The sequence below is a fragment of the Agrobacterium sp. H141 genome (genome assembly GCF_057158725.1).
Window position 1 is genome coordinate 640,394 of sequence record NZ_CM169893.1, and the last position, 16,227, is coordinate 656,620.

Consider the following 16,227-nt stretch of genomic DNA (forward strand, 5'->3'; position numbering starts at 1 on the left):
ACTTCCGTTTACGTGAAGGTCAATTCTGTGGATTTCATCTTATCGCCCCCAGTGAACGGGTTTGCGTTGTTCGGCGAAAGAGCGAGGCATTGCGACCGGTGGCGTGGTCACCTCATGCTGCACAGCCTTGGGTGTGACGATCGTCCGGTCGAACAATGGCACCCCCCGTCGCCGCATGAAAATGACGAGTATTGCGCCTGCGCATATACCGCCGACATGGGCACCCCATGAGACATTGCTGTCGTGATCCGTCGCCAGCAGAAAAAATTGCTGACCGATCCAGAAGACGAGTGGAATGAAGGCGGGAAGCGGTAGTGGGAAGCGAAACAAAACCAGCACCCATATCCGCACTTTGGGATGAAGAAGGACGTAAGCTGCCACTACACCTGAAATCGCTCCTGACGCACCGATTAGCGGAGCGGGAGACGCAGGCACCACAAGAGCATGGACGATGGCGCCAGCGACTGCACAAAGCAGATAGAAGACCAGAAAGCGAAAGTGGCCCAGGGCGTCTTCGACATTGTCTCCGAACACCCAAAGAAACAGCATGTTCGAGCCCAGATGCAGGAGGTCACGATGCAGAAAGGCATAGGTAAGCGCGGTTGCTTCTGACGGGACCAGTTCAAGGTCTGCCGGAAGAACGGCGTAGTCCAGGGAGACGGCCGGGATGAATCCGAGGCCGACGACGGCAGCATCGGTCACATTTTCCGGCAAGAGTGCGGTGAAGGCCCAGATTGCGACATTGGTCAGAATCAGGCCGAATGTGACATATTGCCGCCTGATATGTTTGAGGGCGTTTCTGTCATGCAGTGGTATGAACATGGTCCGCCCTCATCGGCTATATTATCTGTTCGCGCCCGGTACCCAGAGAATATCACTTTTGCCTTGATCATTGGCATGGCGGGCGGCAACGAACAGAAAATCGGACAGGCGATTGATATATCTGAGCGCGGGCGCGTCGACGATTTCCCCATCGGCGGTCATTAGCGCAACCATCAACCGCTCGGCCCTGCGCGAGATGGTACGGGCAAGGTGCAGATTGGCCGCGGCCGGTGAGCCGCCTGGCAAAACGAAGGATGTCAGCGGTTCGAGCTCCGCGTTGAGCGCGTCGATGTCTGCTTCAATGCGGTCGACCTGGCTTTGAACAATTCTTAGCGGCTCATATTCCGGTGGCTTTCCGGTATCTGGCGTCGCCAGATCGGCTCCAAGGTCAAAGAGGTCGTTTTGAATGCGCATGAGCATCCCATCAAGGATTGCCATATCCGCCGTGTAGAGACGGGCAATACCAATGCAGCTATTCGTTTCGTCGACTGTTCCATAGGCGTCGACACGCAGGTCGTGTTTCAGGCGGCGTGGGCCGGTAACAAGTGCCGTTGTTCCGTCATCGCCGGTGCGTGTGTAGATCTTGTTGAGCTTGACCATGTCCTATCCCTATCGACCGCCACCGGTCAGCCACAGCGTCAGCATGATAAGGGCGATGGCAACCGCCTGCAGCACGATGCGCATTCGCATAAGCTTGTTGGAAAGGTTGCTGTCGCCGCCCTTCATCATGTTGAAGAGCCCGCGGATAAGAACAAGGACGACGAGGCCCATGACGATCAGGGCCAGAACTGTGGTGAAACCGGACATCTAAATTGTGTGCCTTCCTATTGGCATTAATCCAGCTTGCGCATCAGCTTGTAGAACAAACCGGAAGGCATCAGCCTTTTCAAAAATGCGCCCTGCTTGGCTGGTGTGGTTACGAGATAATGTGGGCGCGGATCGTCGGCGGTCAAGGCATGCCTTAAAACGCGATAGACAGCGTCGGGTCCAAGCTTGTGCTTGTTGATTGGTCCCGTGCCATTGAGGCGTGCAAGCTGACGTTCGTATTCGCGCGCATGGGGCGAGTTCAGAAGGTCGATATTGTTTTCGATGTGCTTCAACGCCGTTGCGGTGAAGCGGCTTTCGATGGGGCCGGGTTCAATCAAGCTCACATGTATGCCGCTGCCTTGCAGTTCCATGCGCATGGTAATGCTCAGGCCCTCAAGCGCAAATTTCGACGCCGTATAGGCACCGCGAAAACGGTAGGGAATGAGTCCAAGGATTGAGGAGCACTGAATGATCCGACCGGTTCCGCGAGCCCGCATCATCGGGATAACGCGGCGTGTCAGTTCGTGCCAACCGAAGACATTCGTCTCGAATTGCTGGCGCAACACATCGGTCGAGAGATCTTCGACTGCGCCTGGCTGGCCGTAGGCGCCGTTGTTGAACAACGCATCGATGCGGCCATTCGACCGCTCATGCACCGCCGTCACGAATGCACCAATGCTGTCGTGATCGGTATAGTCCATGAGGAAGGTTTCGATGCCATCTGCTTCGAGCGAAATTTGGTCTTCATCCCGTCTGACAGTCGCAAAAACGCGCCATCCATCGCTCTTGAGCGCTCGCGCGCAATATGCCCCGATGCCGGTGGAGCAACCAGTGACGATGATGGTGCGGCGTTCCGTCATTTTTATTGTTTCCTGTACAAACCGTGCCCGGTTTCCCATATTCGCAAGGGCGATACAATTGGCGTCGACCAATCAGGGAGATCGAATGCGGCCTTTCCTTCGAATGTTCTACAAGGTGACCTATGATGCTTTGATGCATTTCAGCGAAGACGACGGTTGGGCAATGGCGAGCCATGTCGCACTGTCTATTCTGCTCGCAGTGTTCCCTTTTCTGATCTTCGGGACGGCGCTTGCGTCTTTCCTCGGAGCGGACCAGTTTGCCGAAACGGCGATCCATCTGATCTTCGACACATGGCCGGAAGCAATAGCAACACCGCTTTCGGACCAGGTCGTGGAAGTGTTGACGATCCAGCGCGGCGGGCTGCTGACCATCTCGGTTCTGGCTGCTGCCTATTTCGCTTCCAATGGTGTGGAGGCGCTACGCGTTTCTCTAAACCGCGCCTACCGGGTGAGCGAAAGCAGGCCCTGGTATGTGACGCGGCTTTTCAGTCTTGGATTCGTACTGGCTGCCGTTGTCGCACTGGCTGCGCTTAGTCTCCTGCTGGTGGCGGTGCCGATTGCCCTGTCCTTTGCGGAGAAGTGGTTTCCCTGGATGGAAGACCTGCTTGCCACCATTTCAAGCTGGCGGCTTCTGGGCACAGTTGCTGTGCTCGTTGTCGGTCTTTTGCTATCGCATCTCGGTCTTCCAGCCGGCAAGCGTCGGCTGATCGATGTGTTGCCGGGTGTGGCGCTGACACTGCTGCTCTGGATGCTTGGCGGGATCGGGTTTGCGTCTTACCTCGCGACCTTTGCGAATTATTCCGCCACCTATGCCGGTCTGGCCTCAATCATGGTGGTCCTGATCTTCCTTTACATGGTCGGGGTGATTTTCCTGATCGGTGCGGAATTCAATGCCGCCTTGTTGAAATTTGCCGGCATGGCACCGCGCCAATCCCCTGGCCCGCCTGGTCCATCACATATCAAGGAGCCGGCGAACAGCCGCAGGTGAGAGGCCGGCTGTTCTTAGTTGCGACAGCCCAGTCGATTTTTCGCTCTTGGAAAGCTTGCGACCGTCTTCCGCCAGGATCAGTCTGTGATGATGATAAGTGGGTTGCGGCAAGCCCATCAATTCCTGCAGCAAACGGTGGACGCTGGTCGCATGGAACAGATCGAGGCCTCTGACGACGTGGGTGATTTCCTGGTCGGCATCGTCCAGCACGACAGACAGGTGGTAGCTGGCTGGCGCATCCGAGCGCCATAGAACGACATCGCCCCATGCCGCAGGATCTGCTGAAATCGTGCCAACCTCGCCATCACCGCTTTCCTGCCAGGTGAGTTCGCCGCTCAGCTCGGCGATGGCTTGTCGCATATCAAGCCGCCAGGCATGGCGGGCGCCATTCGCGATGCGGATATTCCGTTCATCCGCGCTCATGTTCCGGTCTCGGAGAGGGTAGTGCGGTGCGCCATCCGGATCTCGTGGCCATGCCATTCCGCGATCTTGCGCCTCTGCCACACAGGCCTTCACCTCGCCCCGTGTCATGAACGCCGGATAGGCAAGACCGCGCCCAATGAGGCGCTCCAGTGATTTTTTGTAGGTGTCCAGATGTTCTGATTGGCGGCGGACAGGCTTTTCCCACGTCAATCCAAGCCAGGTCATGTCGCCGAATATAGCGGCTTCAAATTCCGGGGTACAGCGCGCAATGTCGATATCTTCCATGCGCAAGAGGAAGCGGCCATCAGCCTCTTTGGCCAGGTCGTAGTTCAGGATTGCCGAATAGGCGTGCCCGAGATGCAGGAGACCGTTGGGGCTCGGTGCAAAACGGAAAGCCGGCTTTTGACTGTGTGCGGGGATCATGCTTTCTTCTGCCACGAAATTAACGCCGGCTCCAAGAGGATAGATCGATGACCAGTTCCACGCTCGCGGTCATTCGTGATCTTGCCGATGTGGAGCGGGGCCTTGGTGAGCTTTTGTGCCTTGATCCAAGGCTCGAGCCTATCGCGAGTGCCGCTGGCCCGCTCCCGTTGCGGCTTGCAGAGCCGGGCTTTGAAGGACTTGCCCATATCGTCGTCTCGCAGATGGTTTCCCGGGCCAGCGCTGAGGCGTTATGGCGACGCATCACGGTTGCGATACGGCCGCTGTCTGCCGAAGGTTACCTGATGCTGGATGATGAGACCGTTGCTTCCTTCGGTCTTTCAAGGGCCAAGGCTGCCACCTTGCGGTTGATCGCTCAGAACGTGGCTCAAGGAGAAATCGATCTTGAGGCGATACCGCGCCTTCCATCTCAAGACGCGCTTTCGGCGCTGACGCGGTTGCGCGGTATCGGACCATGGACCGCGGAAGTCTATCTGATGTTCTGCGGTGGTCATGCCGATATTTTTCCCGCAGGCGATGTGGCGCTCCGGGCCGCTGTCGGATCGGCGTTCGGATATGAGGTCCGCCCTGACGTCGCCGTGGTGCAGGAGCTGGCGCGTGTCTGGAGGCCTTGGCGGTCGGTTGCGGCCCGTCTTTTCTGGGCCTATTACGCGAGGTCCATGGGCCGGGATGCAACGCCCCTTTGAAAACGATGCATCAACCGCGGCCGGCCAATTTATTTGGCTTCACAATCCTGTAACAACAGACCTAATATAGAAATAGCAGATTACGAATCGATCAGGAGACGCCCTTGACGATTGCAGTTTCGCCTAATTCCCTGCCGGCACTCGTCTTGAATGCCGACTACAGGCCACTGAGTTATTATCCGCTTTCGCTGTGGTCCTGGCAGGATGCGATCAAGGCGGTTTTTCTGGACCGCGTGAACATCATCGCGGAATACGATCACTCGGTCTGCTCTCCCACCTTTTCGATGCGGGTTCCGAGTGTTGTCAGTCTCAAGACCTATATCAAGCCCACGCGTAATCCCGCGTTTACGCGCTTCAATGTGTTTCTGCGCGACAGATTCGAGTGCCAGTATTGCGGCTCCATGGACGATTTGACCTTCGATCATGTGATTCCCAGAGCTCATGGCGGACAGACGACGTGGGAGAATGTTGTAGCGGCCTGTTCACCGTGCAATTTGCGCAAGGGCAGCAAGCTTCCCCGCCAAGCGCAAATGTTCCCAGCACAGAAAGCCTATCGTCCGACGGTGCAGGATCTTCACAATAATGGCAGGCTTTTCCCGCCGAACTATCTGCATGAAAGCTGGATGGACTATCTCTACTGGGATACCGAACTGCAGCCCTGATGTTGGCGATATCGATCGTAGAGAGGCCCCTTAGAGGGCCTTTTTTGTTGCGCCGTAGAACCCGATTGCGGCAAGTGCGATGCTGGTCATGACGTTCCAACCGGCAAACGACAATCCAAGCACGCGAAGCGTCGCTTCCGAGCAGGATGGGCCGTGGACCGCATTCAGCTGGCTGAGGATATCGCCACCGCCTGCACTGACGCCCGCCGAACTTAGGCTGCAGCTTGCCGGGCCTTCCCAGAACTGCCATTCCACGCCCGCATGATAGATGCCCATGCCTGCACCGATCAGCATCAGTACGCCAATCAGGGCAAGCAGCGCCCGGCTGATCCATGCCGGCCATTTCAAGACGACGGACAGAATGGCAAGAATTCCAAGCGGAATGCCGATGTAATAGGGATTGCGTTGCAGCAGGCACAAGGCACACGGAATGTAGCCGCCGATATGTTCAAAACCAAGTGCTGTGCCAACCACGACTGCCATGCCGAGGGTCACGACTATCGTTGGCAGAAGGGGGGCGGCGGTGCGTAGGTTCAGCATGGTCATTGTTCCCTTTAGAACACGAACTTGACGAGATAGAAGCCGCCAAGCAGAAGAATGAGAAAGAGTGCAAAAAGCAGTCCGAGATATTTCTCGATGAAGATCCGGATAGGTTCACCGTAAAGTCGAAGCAGTGCCGCCACGAGGAAAAATCGGGCAGCGCGGCCAATGATACTGACGATGGTGAACACCAGGAAATTGAGTCCTGTAGCGCCCGAAAAAATGGTCAGAACCTTGTAGGGAAACGGCGTTACCGCGGCGAATAAGACACCCCACCCACCCCAGGTGTTGTACCAGGCGGCAATTTGTTCGAAGGAGTTTTCCTTGCCGTAGAAAGCCAGGATCGGTTGGCCGATCGTCTCATAGAGAAACATGCCGATTGCGTAGCCCAGAAACGCGCCAAGCAAGGAGGAGATGGTGCAGATGAGCGCAAGCCTGATCCATCTCAGCGGCTTGGCGATCACCATGGGAATCAGCAAGACATCCGGTGGAAGCGGAAAAAACGAGCTCTCTGCAAACGAAATGCCGAACAGTGCCTTTTCGGCATGACGGGTTCCCGCCAGCGACATGGTCCAATCATAAAGACGGCGCAGCATTCGTTTTTCCTGTCAGTCAATCTGGCTGGGGTTTTAGTGAAGGGAAATAAGGCTGTAAATGGCGCGACGCCTGGCAAAACACTTCTGGTTTAAAACTCTTCGTGATTGTGCATGACCTTGCGAATAGAGGTTGACCGAAGCGGGGGCATTCGTATATTTCGGCGCTATTCTACCGCGTTTAGACGCTTGTGTTGCCCCTTTGGCGGAATTGGTAGACGCGCCTGACTCAAAATCAGGTTCCGAGAGGAGTGCTGGTTCGATTCCGGCAAGGGGCACCAAATTTCACATGCATTGAAAAATGATACTCCGTGAGTGGTGCGGCCCCTAACGAATTTCCCTGGAGCCGTTCTTAGGGGGCGGATGCCCCGTAACAGCTTTCCCCGGCCGGATTCTTTGGCTTGAAACTGCAAAACTCTTTAAATCTGAAAGCCAACAGGTTCAGCACCCCAATGTGGCTCACAAAGGTCTGGAACCGGCCCGATGTTACGGCCGACAAACTGCACGGTAGGAAAGCCGCTTTCCAATAGATAGTGTTCGGCGTTTTCGTCGCCGTTCAACGCCTTCCGTAACTGCCTTTCCGGAGCCCCGTCGAAGTAACCAGACTCCACGTCGCGTCCGTCTTGGCCTAGGTAAATCATCGATCTGATGAGGAGATCATAGGCGGCGCAATAAACCTTCAATGGTGCAGTCAGAACCTGACTTTCTTCCGCCAAACCGTTTTGTGCCAGGCTGGCAAAGCCCAGTCGCACGCTCTTGGTGTGCTTGATCTCGAACCGAACGAAGTCCGAGTTTCGCTTAAGCGTGTGGCCGATTGGCCGGTCGAAGGCGAGCGTTCCGAATTCTGGATCGCTGAATACGAGCGCGATTCGGAATGCGCTGACTTCATCTTCACCAACCTCATTGTCAACGCGCGTAACGTAGGCCCCTTCAAAATAGAGATCGTGGCCCTGGTCGACGATGAGCGCTTCTTCGCGACCAAAATGAATGTAAATGGTTTCATCGCCAGGAAGCACCAGATCGCGCAGGCTGAAGTCGGAGATGTCGTTCTTGGGCAGCTTTGGGAGCAAAGCCGATACGTCGAAGATTGAGCACTCGTCGCTGTACAGGACGGGCACTGCTATCATTTTCAAGGCTCTGATCCGCCCTCGCATGTCCGCGATTTGTTCATCGGTTGCGCCCGACATCTCAGCGTTCTGCACCCAGCGAGCCATAGTGTTGCAATGACGGGCCCGCTTCGGACCGGACAGTTGGATGTTTCTCTCAATGGTAGCTTTTGTTTGAGCGGCGCGTTCGTATCCCGCTGCTGAGATGAAAATGGTGCGTACTGGGTGTGGTAGGTAGTCCATTGGATGTCCTCTGGTTTTTCCAAAGGTTTCGCCGACTACTGCAAGCGACAAACTCGCTTAACATCGTGCGAGTAAGGTGCTCGACGTAGACAAGCAGTGAGTGACGGGAAAGTTCGCGTCGACGCTGCAACGGGCATGAGTGATTACTGCTGCTTCTCAATTAGACTTGCGTTGCTGCGAAACTGGACCATATCGAGCCCAACAAACCTGTGGTCGTGGTCACCTTGGTCTGGGCGCGGTCGTGGATTCAATTCCCGCCCGTAGCATCGACAAATGATGCTTCAGTAGCTTGATCGGTCATCTTTTGGTGTGGTCCGTAAGGTTTGTCCCTACGACACCTCGGTACAGCAGAAAGCGCCTTTAAAAATGTCCCCACTGATTTGGGCTACGCCTACTGACTGCGCTCTCTAGGTTCGTCCCTGTGAGCAGTTGTGTGGGCCATTCGCTCCGGTACTTTTGTACCAAGCAACCACCGCGTTATGTTTGGGCAACCTTATCCGCGCAGGATTACACGGCTCGCCAATCAGTGTCGCCCTTCGCGAACAGATTGGCCGCAGCTATTGAGCTAATCGGCATATCACCGATATGGGCCGCTTCGATGTGGGGCATGCAACGCCTTCCTCGCCCTTCCTGCTCGCACCGCTCCCAAACAACATCTCCACGCAACAGGGAGGTTGCTTGAGCCACTTGGTCGATTTCGAGCCAAACGGAGTGACCCCACTCAGGACGATAGGGGATTAGGGCTTCGAGCGACGAGGAAGGACACCTCTGGCGGTATCGATCAAGATCGAAACCCACCGGAAAGTCGAAGAGCGAAAAACCTCCTATGTGACGGACGAACGGATACCAGCGTGGCCCCTGTCTAGTGCTCCAGCGCTGGTCGTTGCCTATGGCTGGTTCAGACCGAATAAAGCCATCCGACATGATGAGCTGGTATCGCTCGTGGCTGGTTACATGCCAGATTTTGCCGAGAAGCTTTGAAGTGATGAATTTGTCGATTTTCATTGAGATACCGTTTAACCGAGAGAATACATTGAGCGCACGATATTCGAGTCGTGCTCGCGTTGCCTCCACTCTCATTTTATCCTTACGGGCGATTCGAAGTCGATTCCGCTCCCTATGAGAGGCCGGATCGTGCCGCGCTGGAACAGAAGATTAACAGCTTTAGTCGCTACCGCAGGGACGTCGACATCAGGCCCGTACGAGCCCGTATGGCCGAAGCTTTTGATCGCAGATTTGGTCGTAGACCTGAAGCGATTGAGGTCGCGAATGACGACGGTCCCGATATTTACGAGGATGAAGAGTGGGCTATTAGTAGGTGCGACTCATTTTTCGGTAACAAAAATCGTTTGAGCACCAACCGACCAAGCCTCGGCTGCAACTGCCAACGCAATAGCCTCCTCACGGGTTCTACCTCGATTCAACAGCCGTTCTACTCGCGCTGCACGCAATTTAGGCTGCTCATTCGCATCCGACGGAATATCGAAACCTGTGCGGTCACTTAACTTAAACGCAGCAGTCCTTACTTCAAACCGACTGTCGAACCCCCCATATATTTTCTCCAAGCTTTGGCCTAGTGTTTCCTTCCGATGGGAAATATCGTTTCTAACTGTTTGTGCAACATTAAACGGATTCACATGCTCTAGCGGTATTGGGTCAGAGCAGAGGTATGTTCGAGAATGGTCGTAGACGATTTTGTGGTGGCCGTCCGGAACGACGTTGTTGTCTAAGACATGTCTAATCGAAGATGGCTTTACGATAACCGATTGCCGGGTAATCCGGCCATTTTCAAAGGCCTGTAAGTAGATTTCCCAGTCATGAAATTTTGGCGCGACGTAAAAGACATCGGCCCCATCTCGCTCCGCTTTAAGCAGTAATTCAAACTGACCATCAGGTTCGGCTGTATCGATCTTGAACCGCCAAAATGGCTGATTGAGCGTAGGTCTTGGCCCTGGAGAGAAGCGCCTCATGGCATGGCCGAGTTTAAACTGTAGAAGCAAGGGCGTGCCAACTCTGTCGAAACCTACATCGAAGCCCAGTTTCGCTTCGTGCAGCAAACTGGGTAGAAATGGTACGGCTCTCAGGCCCTGAGCGACCAGTGATCGCTCAAATTCTCTGGTCACACCATATCCATATGAAAATTCGGAAAGGCGCTCTTGAAGCTGGATGGGCATGCCGCTTGGTCTCTCCCGTAGCAGATTTAATCGCCGGATTTTTAGAGGGCCGTAGATTACAGGCATCCATAATCAACAGCGATGGATGGTATAGACTGCCCCCAATTCCACATTGGAAGGATGGATGAAACTGCTTGAGTACAACGGCGCTGTTGCGAATTTCTGGGATGTACAATTTTCCCGTCCCAGGCCACGATCTAGGGGGCGGAAGGAAACAGCGCCTCTAATTCGGTTATTTTCGACCATTCCACGCAGCCGTCTGGCAACTTTATATCGTGCTCTATCAAAGCCTTGAACAAGTCCGCCACGACCTTTTTACGGTCCGGATCGCTCAGTAGCGTTCGCACTGCTGAATACGGCTTTTCACCGGTTAGAGCGGTATCGAAAAAAGCAGCCTCGAAGTGGACCTTCGATGCGACAAGCCGGACCGTTTTGGCTTCGAGCTGTTTCTCGACTGCCGCCAGAATGTTCCCGTTCGTCGTCCAAGCGGGGTTGACGATTTCCTTGACCTCGCCTTTTTTGTTTTTACTCATGGTTTTCGGCGTGTCGGTGTCGTGAAGAATTGAGTAGGTCGCCCCGAACTGGTTGAGAATCTTTGCTAGCGACGCGATGGTTGCTTTACCTCGCGCACGGATAACGTGAATGTTCGACAATGATTTGTCCTCATTCATGATCAGACGGAAGGCGGAATATTCGGTATCGCCTTCCACCAGGATCACGCGACCGCCGAAGAAAAATTCGCCAACGTATGGGTCGTAAAGATTCAGGAGCTTCAAATTGGCCTTGTCGTCGGCACTGAGCTGTGCTGCTTCCGGCCGGTAAAGGGTAGTCCCCACAATCTCGCCCTTGTCCCTCCGTTCAACGCGGACGACGGACGTGTTGTCACGAGAAAGATCGATGAAGACAGGGGAGTGGGTGGTCACCATTACCTGCCATCCTTCTTTCGATGCCAAATCGTAGAGTACCTTGCATGCGTCCCGGATGGCATTCGGGTGAAGACAAAGCTCGGGCTCATCGATCAGAAGCACATTCGCTTTTTTCTGATCGCTGGCGCTGTCCTTTAGAAGCTTGAGCGTTGCCCAGAGCATCGTTCGCCGCGCCCCACTTCCTTGCGATTCCAGGTCGGACATGTGACCGTTCTTGTGACCCATGGTGAGCCTACCGCCATCCGGGAAAAGCTTCAGTGCCGAGTCGGATGCATCTGCCGACTGGATGTATTGGACGACGTGATCCAGAAAAATTGTAGATACGATATCGTTGAGGGTCTTCTCCGCCTCTTCGATTTTTCCTTTGTTATGGGCGAGCGCGAGCTTCTGGAAATCATCAATTTCGCCAAGGATTTTATCGTATAATTTGACCCCGTCCTTTTCGAGCAGTTTAGCTGAATCCAGAATCGCTTTGCTCATCAAGTCGTGGATTTGCTTGGCCTGTGCTTCAGGCGGATCAAACGCGCGAACTGGGTGGACTGCTGGGCGACGGGCGTTCGCAACGTTAGCCCAGCCCCACGGTTTCTTCCCATCCCAGTCTTGAGCGTCAACGTTCCAGCCGTAGCGGGTGCCTTTGCCTATGGCGGTCCAAACCCATTTTTCTTTGACGTATTTTCGCCCATCCGCACCCGCCGGTTTACCTTCGAGATCACCAAGCCACTGCTTGCCTGGGTCACCGACGATGACTTCGGTTACAAGTTCAATCTCAACCGGCTCGTCCGGGTTGATCTCGCCATTAGGAAAATCCTCGATCTTGAGCTTACCAGCGTTCGATCCCTCGCTCATGGCGATCTCATAGGCACGCAAAATTGAGCTTTTGCCCGAATTGTTCGGGCCGACAAGAACGACGATATCATCCAGATCGACCTTAACCGGGTTATTCCCAATGCATCGGAAGTTGCGCACGGACAGAGAACGAAGTTTTCCTCGTTCAAGATCGATTTGTGCCTCGGCCATGGTCCCCCCGGATGCTAATGATTCCTCGTCCCATCGTATCTACTTTACGGTGCGTGAAGAGAAGAAATACAATCTGTCCACTGGTTTCCAGAACTCAATTGTCGGTTTTGATTTGACGTCCGAAAAGAACCACCTGCCACCTGCTGTCCATCATTTCATTCCGATTTTCTACTCAAAGAGGTGGGCGTCGGGCAATCCAGCAATGTTGACTCGCTACGCTCTCTGGCGGCCGGGGATTGTTGCGGTCGACCGGAAAGCTCCCAAGGGGGTAGGATGGGAGCGCAATGGATATTCGTTCGACGGCTTTTCGGGGGACGAGGCAGAGGCAGTCGAAACTGACCTGATGAAGCCGAAAGATAACAAGGCAAGCAGAATACTGTCTAGGCTGGAAAAAGAGGGAGCAGGAGGCAATTGGAGCGACAATGACCGTAATGACTGGACATGGTTCATTGTATCGCTTCTCGTTCGGGGACCTGAGGATGTCCAGTCAGCGAAGCGGAACATCAGCGTAGAGTGGGCGAATCCAAATCAGCGCATGGAGGCTCGGTACCAGAAACTTTTTACCGAATTTCCTACGATGCGAGACAGCGCGCATCCGACGTTGAAGGAATACATCGCATCGATGGGCCAGGATTACGGAAAACGCCTAGGGGTTAAAATAATGGCTCATATGACAGAGCATAAGGAAATCTCCACTACTATTGCCAAGATGCACTGGGAGGTTCGAGAGATTTCCGGCAGCGACTCTTTTTTGACATCCGACCGTCCTGTCAGGCGGGACTACCCGTTCAAATCCAGAAGTACGTTAGTTACGATCCCGATTGGACCGAAAGCCGTATTCTTGGCCGCCCATTCCCGACAGGTGATTGAAAAGGCGTTTCGCGAAGGCGAGACGGAGTTCGTACGTCGGAACAATCGGCATGTTGTGCGCCAAGCAAGGCAATTTGCTTTTGCCATCGACACCCGTGATCGCGATTGGGTCACAAAAAATCTTGCTAAGGAAGCCCAGCCGGGATTTTTTGATTTTATACGCGGCACGGGTGCAAGGCCGAAAACCGCGTGATCATATTCCAGGCGCTGAAGCCTGGTACTCCTCATATTCCGCATCCAACCTTAGACCGGTCGCGTTCCAAGTGCGAAACAAGGTCCGGCTCGGGAAAGGCAGTAGCGGCTCGATCTGACGGCCCAGGAATAGACCGGGGTGAGCCCGCTTCTTCAAAGTGGAGAAGATCACGAAATTTAAAGACATACAAGCATTCACCGATCAGGTGCTTTTAGGGACGCTATTCAGATATAGGCCCTCCACCGGCCAGAAAGTCCCGTGCTTCACTTGAAATTTGTGATTGGGAGATTTTGACCAAGAACTCGTGGCCGCCGTCGTTTACCGTGAGCGTTCCAGCGGCGCGCAGCCGTTCAAAGAACCGTCTTAGCTCTCCGTCTTTCGGAATGGTGACGATAATGGCAGACATCTCCTCTTGCTCCCTGGGACTTCTATCTTCTTCACTCATAACTCTCTCCCATAAGAGGTAGGGCGCAACGCACCCAAAGGGAAAATGCGCGTTAATCGTGTGTTAACCACTATTGTAGACTTTGCTCGCATTTCAGATGAGCGCCCTTTCCATGACGACCGGATACCTACTCGATACATGCGTCTTGAGCGAAACCAGCAGGGTTAAGCCCCATCCGCAGGTCGTGCGGTTCATAAAAAGTGCGCCAAACCTCGTCATTCCAGCGGCTGCTATCGTCGAGTTTCAACAAGGGATAATGCAACTTTGTTCTCGCGACCCCGTCAAAGCAGTTAGACTGACCACCTGGTACCAAGGCCTTATCGCCACTGGCATGCCCATCTTGGAGACAGGAAAGGATGTTGCCGAGGTGTGGGGGAATTTGGCTGCCGATCCCAGGCTCCGCAATCTCATGGTATCTCATCCTGGAGCCAAAAGAATTCGCTTCGGACAGGACCTCCATATCGCGGCAGCGGCGCTGGTGAGTCAAATGCCGATTGCAACCTTTAATGTCAAAGACTTCCTGCTGATCAATAGCTGCTACCCCCTTCCAGGCATTTACAATCCCCAAGACGACACGTGGCATGCTCGGCCAGTCATGTCTCATCCTCTAGCAGAGCGAGCTAGCGCTTCTCAATAAGATAGCTCACCTTAGAACTTTCTCCACATGTGCGTTAGTTGCGTCACCAGCATCCTCGCGAGGGCTCTTGTTTCTCCTGCTTAGTGGCCAACACGCGACTTAAGCTTTCGCACGGGTAGCGACTCCACATATTGAATTTCCCGGTCGGCGGTGTATGGCAGTTCGATCCCCCGCGCCCGCATTCGTGTGACGGCTTCTTTCGCAGAAATGCCGAGCCTGATCGTAACGATCCGCAGGCTAAGGGCTCCAGCCGACCATCCTTCTAGGATCGTCCGCTCGTATTCCGGATGTTCCGGGTTGAAGAGACTGTTGTCTCCGTTTCGGAAAAGATCGATGGCCTTCAGAATGCAACTAACGGCTTCTTCGTCGGACATGTAACCGGCTTCGAAACCTGTCATCGAGGGCCAAGATTCCTCGTGCCACCACCTGGGTGACCGTGTGTGTCGTTCGTTGCCACCCAATTCGAACCGCCAGTAACTCCCACGCGCACGAAAATAGAAATGATGTCCGTCTAACCTCCCCTCCGCCTGCACCGGCGTCCACCCCGCCAGGTCGTATAGTTCAAAATCCCTGAGCCATTCCAGCTTCGCTCGGGTATCCGCTGAGAGATTCAACCGTTGAAGGTCGAAAGGAGCGTCTTCGGGATCGTCAAACTCCAGGCCGAAACCAGCGTTGGCCATTGCGCGGAAAAAGTCCGACATCTTGCCTGCCACTCTGGGTGGGGCCCAAATGTCGTCATTGCGAATGTAGCCCGCCTCGTCGGCGAGTTGCTCGACCTCTCGCCTGTCTTCCGCCGACATCTTCTTGAAAGTGATCGCGTAGGTGCAGGAGCCGTTGCTCCAAAGTGGCTTTAGAACCAGCTTGCTGGACATTTCGATTTACTCCTTTGTGTACAGACACATCCGTTCGGGTTCAAAGCTCGATCACGAAGCCATGGCGATACCCGTTTTTGCCACGTTCATGCCGATAGCCGAGTGGGTTGCAGATCACCCGAGTGTGCCCCTCGACGTAGTCTTGGAACTGATGGATGTGGCCGTGAATCCAGATATCAGGTCGCCCGTTCTGGATGACTTCAGTGAGATCGCTGGCGAAAGCAGCGTTGGTGGCATCACCCTGGTACTGTTTCAGCAATGATCGTGGAGACGGCGCATGATGCGTTAGGACCACGGTCTTACCAGTCCAAGATTTTGCCATTTCACCTGAGATAAATGCCCTGCTCTCCATATGCCTGTAGATGATCTCGCGGCTCGTGATGAGCCTGGGAATTCCCTCACGAAACGGAGGCGAGCCGTAGATTTCGCGGAAATCGAGCATGCTTCTTCGGCAGAAGTACACGGCGGCTTCAGCACGATCAGGAAGCGGCAACTCATCGTCGATGCCCCACGGGACCTGGTAATCAGTCCAGAGCGTCGCGCCGATGATCCTGACATGACCGATTTCGAGCGTTTCGTTTGCCAGAAGATGGATGTTGCATTCACCGGTGACCTTCCGCGCTTCCGACAGAGCACCGTCGATGGTGTTACCGTAATAGTCGTGGTTCCCCAGGACCACGACGACCGGAATCGTTGGGGCGATCCGCCGTTTTAGGAATTCGAGGCCGAACGCGAGGAAACCAGATAGGTCACCTGCGCAGACGCAGATATCGGCTTGAGGGATGTCAATTTCGGCAGTCATATCGGCGAGCGTGACGTGCATGTCACTGATGATCCATGCTTTCATGGCTGTAACCTTCAAGGATGTGGGGTAAGAGGCGCAGGATGCGGCGCATCATTGGCCGTACAAGAGTGCGAAGCT

General features: G+C 54.5%; 19 protein-coding genes and 1 tRNA gene. 6 read left to right on the forward strand and 14 right to left on the reverse strand.

What is annotated here, in order from left to right:
* Positions 1-39: 39 nt before the first annotated feature.
* The 4 genes from ACWPM9_RS02800 to ACWPM9_RS02815 are packed head-to-tail and all read right to left on the reverse strand — an operon-like array spanning position 40 to position 2,489.
* The gene (locus ACWPM9_RS02800) at positions 40-822 is read right to left on the reverse strand and encodes a rhomboid family intramembrane serine protease (RefSeq protein ID WP_484756660.1); all 783 of its coding nucleotides are present in this window, start codon (positions 820-822) and stop codon (positions 40-42) included.
* A gap of 21 nt (positions 823-843) precedes the next feature.
* Positions 844-1,422, reverse strand: coding sequence for a cob(I)yrinic acid a,c-diamide adenosyltransferase (locus ACWPM9_RS02805; protein WP_484756661.1), 579 nt, complete (start codon positions 1,420-1,422; stop codon positions 844-846).
* Positions 1,423-1,431: 9 nt separating this feature from the next.
* Positions 1,432-1,629, reverse strand: a complete 198-nt coding sequence (locus ACWPM9_RS02810; RefSeq protein WP_484756662.1) for a twin transmembrane helix small protein — start codon at positions 1,627-1,629, stop codon at positions 1,432-1,434.
* A gap of 26 nt (positions 1,630-1,655) precedes the next feature.
* Positions 1,656-2,489 (reverse strand): SDR family oxidoreductase, encoded by an 834-nt coding sequence (locus ACWPM9_RS02815; RefSeq protein WP_484756663.1) that lies wholly within the window; start codon positions 2,487-2,489, stop codon positions 1,656-1,658.
* Between the two features lie 85 nt (positions 2,490-2,574).
* Here ACWPM9_RS02815 and ACWPM9_RS02820 point away from each other — a divergent pair, with 85 nt between their 5' ends.
* Positions 2,575-3,477 carry a YihY/virulence factor BrkB family protein gene (locus tag ACWPM9_RS02820; protein WP_428188270.1) on the forward strand — a complete coding sequence of 301 codons (903 nt, stop codon included), beginning with the start codon at positions 2,575-2,577 and terminating at the stop codon, positions 3,475-3,477.
* On the opposite strand, the gene gluQRS is transcribed toward ACWPM9_RS02820, so the two are convergent.
* Positions 3,442-4,323 (reverse strand): tRNA glutamyl-Q(34) synthetase GluQRS, encoded by an 882-nt coding sequence (gene gluQRS / locus ACWPM9_RS02825; RefSeq protein ID WP_484756664.1) that lies wholly within the window; start codon positions 4,321-4,323, stop codon positions 3,442-3,444. The two genes, ACWPM9_RS02820 and gluQRS, sit on opposite strands and share 36 nt — an antisense overlap.
* Before the next feature lie 47 nt (positions 4,324-4,370).
* On the opposite strand from gluQRS, the gene ACWPM9_RS02830 reads away from it, so the two are divergent.
* Both ACWPM9_RS02830 and ACWPM9_RS02835 read left to right on the forward strand, forming a co-directional pair.
* Positions 4,371-5,027, forward strand: a complete 657-nt coding sequence (locus tag ACWPM9_RS02830) for a DNA-3-methyladenine glycosylase family protein (protein ID WP_484756665.1) — start codon at positions 4,371-4,373, stop codon at positions 5,025-5,027.
* A gap of 104 nt (positions 5,028-5,131) precedes the next feature.
* Positions 5,132-5,689: an HNH endonuclease gene (locus ACWPM9_RS02835; protein ID WP_428188273.1), complete on the forward strand. Its 558-nt coding sequence runs from the start codon at positions 5,132-5,134 to the stop codon at positions 5,687-5,689.
* 30 nt (positions 5,690-5,719) lie between these two features.
* Here ACWPM9_RS02835 and ACWPM9_RS02840 read toward each other — a convergent pair whose 3' ends face one another.
* Both ACWPM9_RS02840 and ACWPM9_RS02845 read right to left on the reverse strand, forming a co-directional pair.
* Positions 5,720-6,235, reverse strand: coding sequence for a disulfide bond formation protein B (locus ACWPM9_RS02840; RefSeq protein ID WP_484756666.1), 516 nt, complete (start codon positions 6,233-6,235; stop codon positions 5,720-5,722).
* Between the two features lie 8 nt (positions 6,236-6,243).
* A complete protein-coding gene (locus ACWPM9_RS02845; protein WP_428188275.1) occupies positions 6,244-6,825 on the reverse strand; it encodes a YqaA family protein in 582 nt (193 codons plus the stop codon).
* Between the two features lie 193 nt (positions 6,826-7,018).
* Between ACWPM9_RS02845 and ACWPM9_RS02850 the strand changes: the two genes are divergently transcribed.
* Positions 7,019-7,103 (forward strand) — tRNA-Leu (locus ACWPM9_RS02850).
* A 138-nt stretch (positions 7,104-7,241) separates the two neighbouring features.
* On the opposite strand, the gene ACWPM9_RS02855 is transcribed toward ACWPM9_RS02850, so the two are convergent.
* The 4 genes from ACWPM9_RS02855 to ACWPM9_RS02870 form a co-directional block, all read right to left on the reverse strand.
* A complete protein-coding gene (locus ACWPM9_RS02855; RefSeq protein ID WP_484756667.1) occupies positions 7,242-8,171 on the reverse strand; it encodes a hypothetical protein in 930 nt (309 codons plus the stop codon).
* A 507-nt stretch (positions 8,172-8,678) separates the two neighbouring features.
* Positions 8,679-9,176 carry a hypothetical protein gene (locus tag ACWPM9_RS02860; RefSeq protein WP_484756668.1) on the reverse strand — a complete coding sequence of 166 codons (498 nt, stop codon included), beginning with the start codon at positions 9,174-9,176 and terminating at the stop codon, positions 8,679-8,681.
* 320 nt (positions 9,177-9,496) lie between these two features.
* Positions 9,497-10,345: a hypothetical protein gene (locus ACWPM9_RS02865; protein ID WP_484756669.1), complete on the reverse strand. Its 849-nt coding sequence runs from the start codon at positions 10,343-10,345 to the stop codon at positions 9,497-9,499.
* 197 nt (positions 10,346-10,542) lie between these two features.
* Positions 10,543-12,288 (reverse strand): ATP-dependent nuclease, encoded by a 1,746-nt coding sequence (locus tag ACWPM9_RS02870; RefSeq protein WP_484756670.1) that lies wholly within the window; start codon positions 12,286-12,288, stop codon positions 10,543-10,545.
* Here ACWPM9_RS02870 and ACWPM9_RS02875 point away from each other — a divergent pair.
* Positions 12,287-13,351: a DUF4238 domain-containing protein gene (locus tag ACWPM9_RS02875; protein ID WP_484756671.1), complete on the forward strand. Its 1,065-nt coding sequence runs from the start codon at positions 12,287-12,289 to the stop codon at positions 13,349-13,351. The genes ACWPM9_RS02870 and ACWPM9_RS02875 overlap by 2 nt on opposite strands.
* 220 nt (positions 13,352-13,571) lie before the next feature.
* Here the strand turns inward: ACWPM9_RS02875 and ACWPM9_RS02880 are convergent, their stop codons facing one another.
* Entirely contained in the window at positions 13,572-13,796 is a 225-nt protein-coding gene (locus tag ACWPM9_RS02880; protein ID WP_484756672.1) for a hypothetical protein, read from the reverse strand.
* Positions 13,797-13,941: 145 nt separating this feature from the next.
* On the opposite strand from ACWPM9_RS02880, the gene ACWPM9_RS02885 reads away from it, so the two are divergent.
* Positions 13,942-14,433, forward strand: a complete 492-nt coding sequence (locus ACWPM9_RS02885) for a PIN domain-containing protein (RefSeq protein WP_484756673.1) — start codon at positions 13,942-13,944, stop codon at positions 14,431-14,433.
* Positions 14,434-14,513: 80 nt separating this feature from the next.
* Here ACWPM9_RS02885 and ACWPM9_RS02890 read toward each other — a convergent pair whose 3' ends face one another.
* Both ACWPM9_RS02890 and ACWPM9_RS02895 read right to left on the reverse strand, forming a co-directional pair.
* Entirely contained in the window at positions 14,514-15,305 is a 792-nt protein-coding gene (locus tag ACWPM9_RS02890; RefSeq protein ID WP_484756674.1) for a hypothetical protein, read from the reverse strand.
* Positions 15,306-15,345: 40 nt separating this feature from the next.
* On the reverse strand, positions 15,346-16,152 hold the full coding sequence (locus ACWPM9_RS02895) for a metallophosphoesterase (RefSeq protein ID WP_484756675.1): 807 nt from the start codon (positions 16,150-16,152) through the stop codon (positions 15,346-15,348).
* Positions 16,153-16,227: the final 75 nt, after the last annotated feature.

Coding starts and splice junctions, on each gene's coding strand:
- ACWPM9_RS02800 (WP_484756660.1), bottom strand. CDS start 822: ATGTTCATACCACTGCATGACAGAAACGCCCTCAAACATATCAGGCGG.
- ACWPM9_RS02805 (WP_484756661.1), bottom strand. CDS start 1,422: ATGGTCAAGCTCAACAAGATCTACACACGCACCGGCGATGACGGAACA.
- ACWPM9_RS02810 (WP_484756662.1), bottom strand. CDS start 1,629: ATGTCCGGTTTCACCACAGTTCTGGCCCTGATCGTCATGGGCCTCGTC.
- ACWPM9_RS02815 (WP_484756663.1), bottom strand. CDS start 2,489: ATGACGGAACGCCGCACCATCATCGTCACTGGTTGCTCCACCGGCATC.
- ACWPM9_RS02820 (WP_428188270.1), top strand. CDS start 2,575: ATGCGGCCTTTCCTTCGAATGTTCTACAAGGTGACCTATGATGCTTTG.
- gluQRS (WP_484756664.1), bottom strand. CDS start 4,323: ATGATCCCCGCACACAGTCAAAAGCCGGCTTTCCGTTTTGCACCGAGC.
- ACWPM9_RS02830 (WP_484756665.1), top strand. CDS start 4,371: ATGACCAGTTCCACGCTCGCGGTCATTCGTGATCTTGCCGATGTGGAG.
- ACWPM9_RS02840 (WP_484756666.1), bottom strand. CDS start 6,235: ATGACCATGCTGAACCTACGCACCGCCGCCCCCCTTCTGCCAACGATA.
- ACWPM9_RS02845 (WP_428188275.1), bottom strand. CDS start 6,825: ATGCTGCGCCGTCTTTATGATTGGACCATGTCGCTGGCGGGAACCCGT.
- ACWPM9_RS02855 (WP_484756667.1), bottom strand. CDS start 8,171: ATGGACTACCTACCACACCCAGTACGCACCATTTTCATCTCAGCAGCG.
- ACWPM9_RS02860 (WP_484756668.1), bottom strand. CDS start 9,176: ATGAAAATCGACAAATTCATCACTTCAAAGCTTCTCGGCAAAATCTGG.
- ACWPM9_RS02865 (WP_484756669.1), bottom strand. CDS start 10,345: ATGCCCATCCAGCTTCAAGAGCGCCTTTCCGAATTTTCATATGGATAT.
- ACWPM9_RS02875 (WP_484756671.1), top strand. CDS start 12,287: ATGGTCCCCCCGGATGCTAATGATTCCTCGTCCCATCGTATCTACTTT.
- ACWPM9_RS02870 (WP_484756670.1), bottom strand. CDS start 12,288: ATGGCCGAGGCACAAATCGATCTTGAACGAGGAAAACTTCGTTCTCTG.
- ACWPM9_RS02880 (WP_484756672.1), bottom strand. CDS start 13,796: ATGAGTGAAGAAGATAGAAGTCCCAGGGAGCAAGAGGAGATGTCTGCC.
- ACWPM9_RS02890 (WP_484756674.1), bottom strand. CDS start 15,305: ATGTCCAGCAAGCTGGTTCTAAAGCCACTTTGGAGCAACGGCTCCTGC.
- ACWPM9_RS02895 (WP_484756675.1), bottom strand. CDS start 16,152: ATGAAAGCATGGATCATCAGTGACATGCACGTCACGCTCGCCGATATG.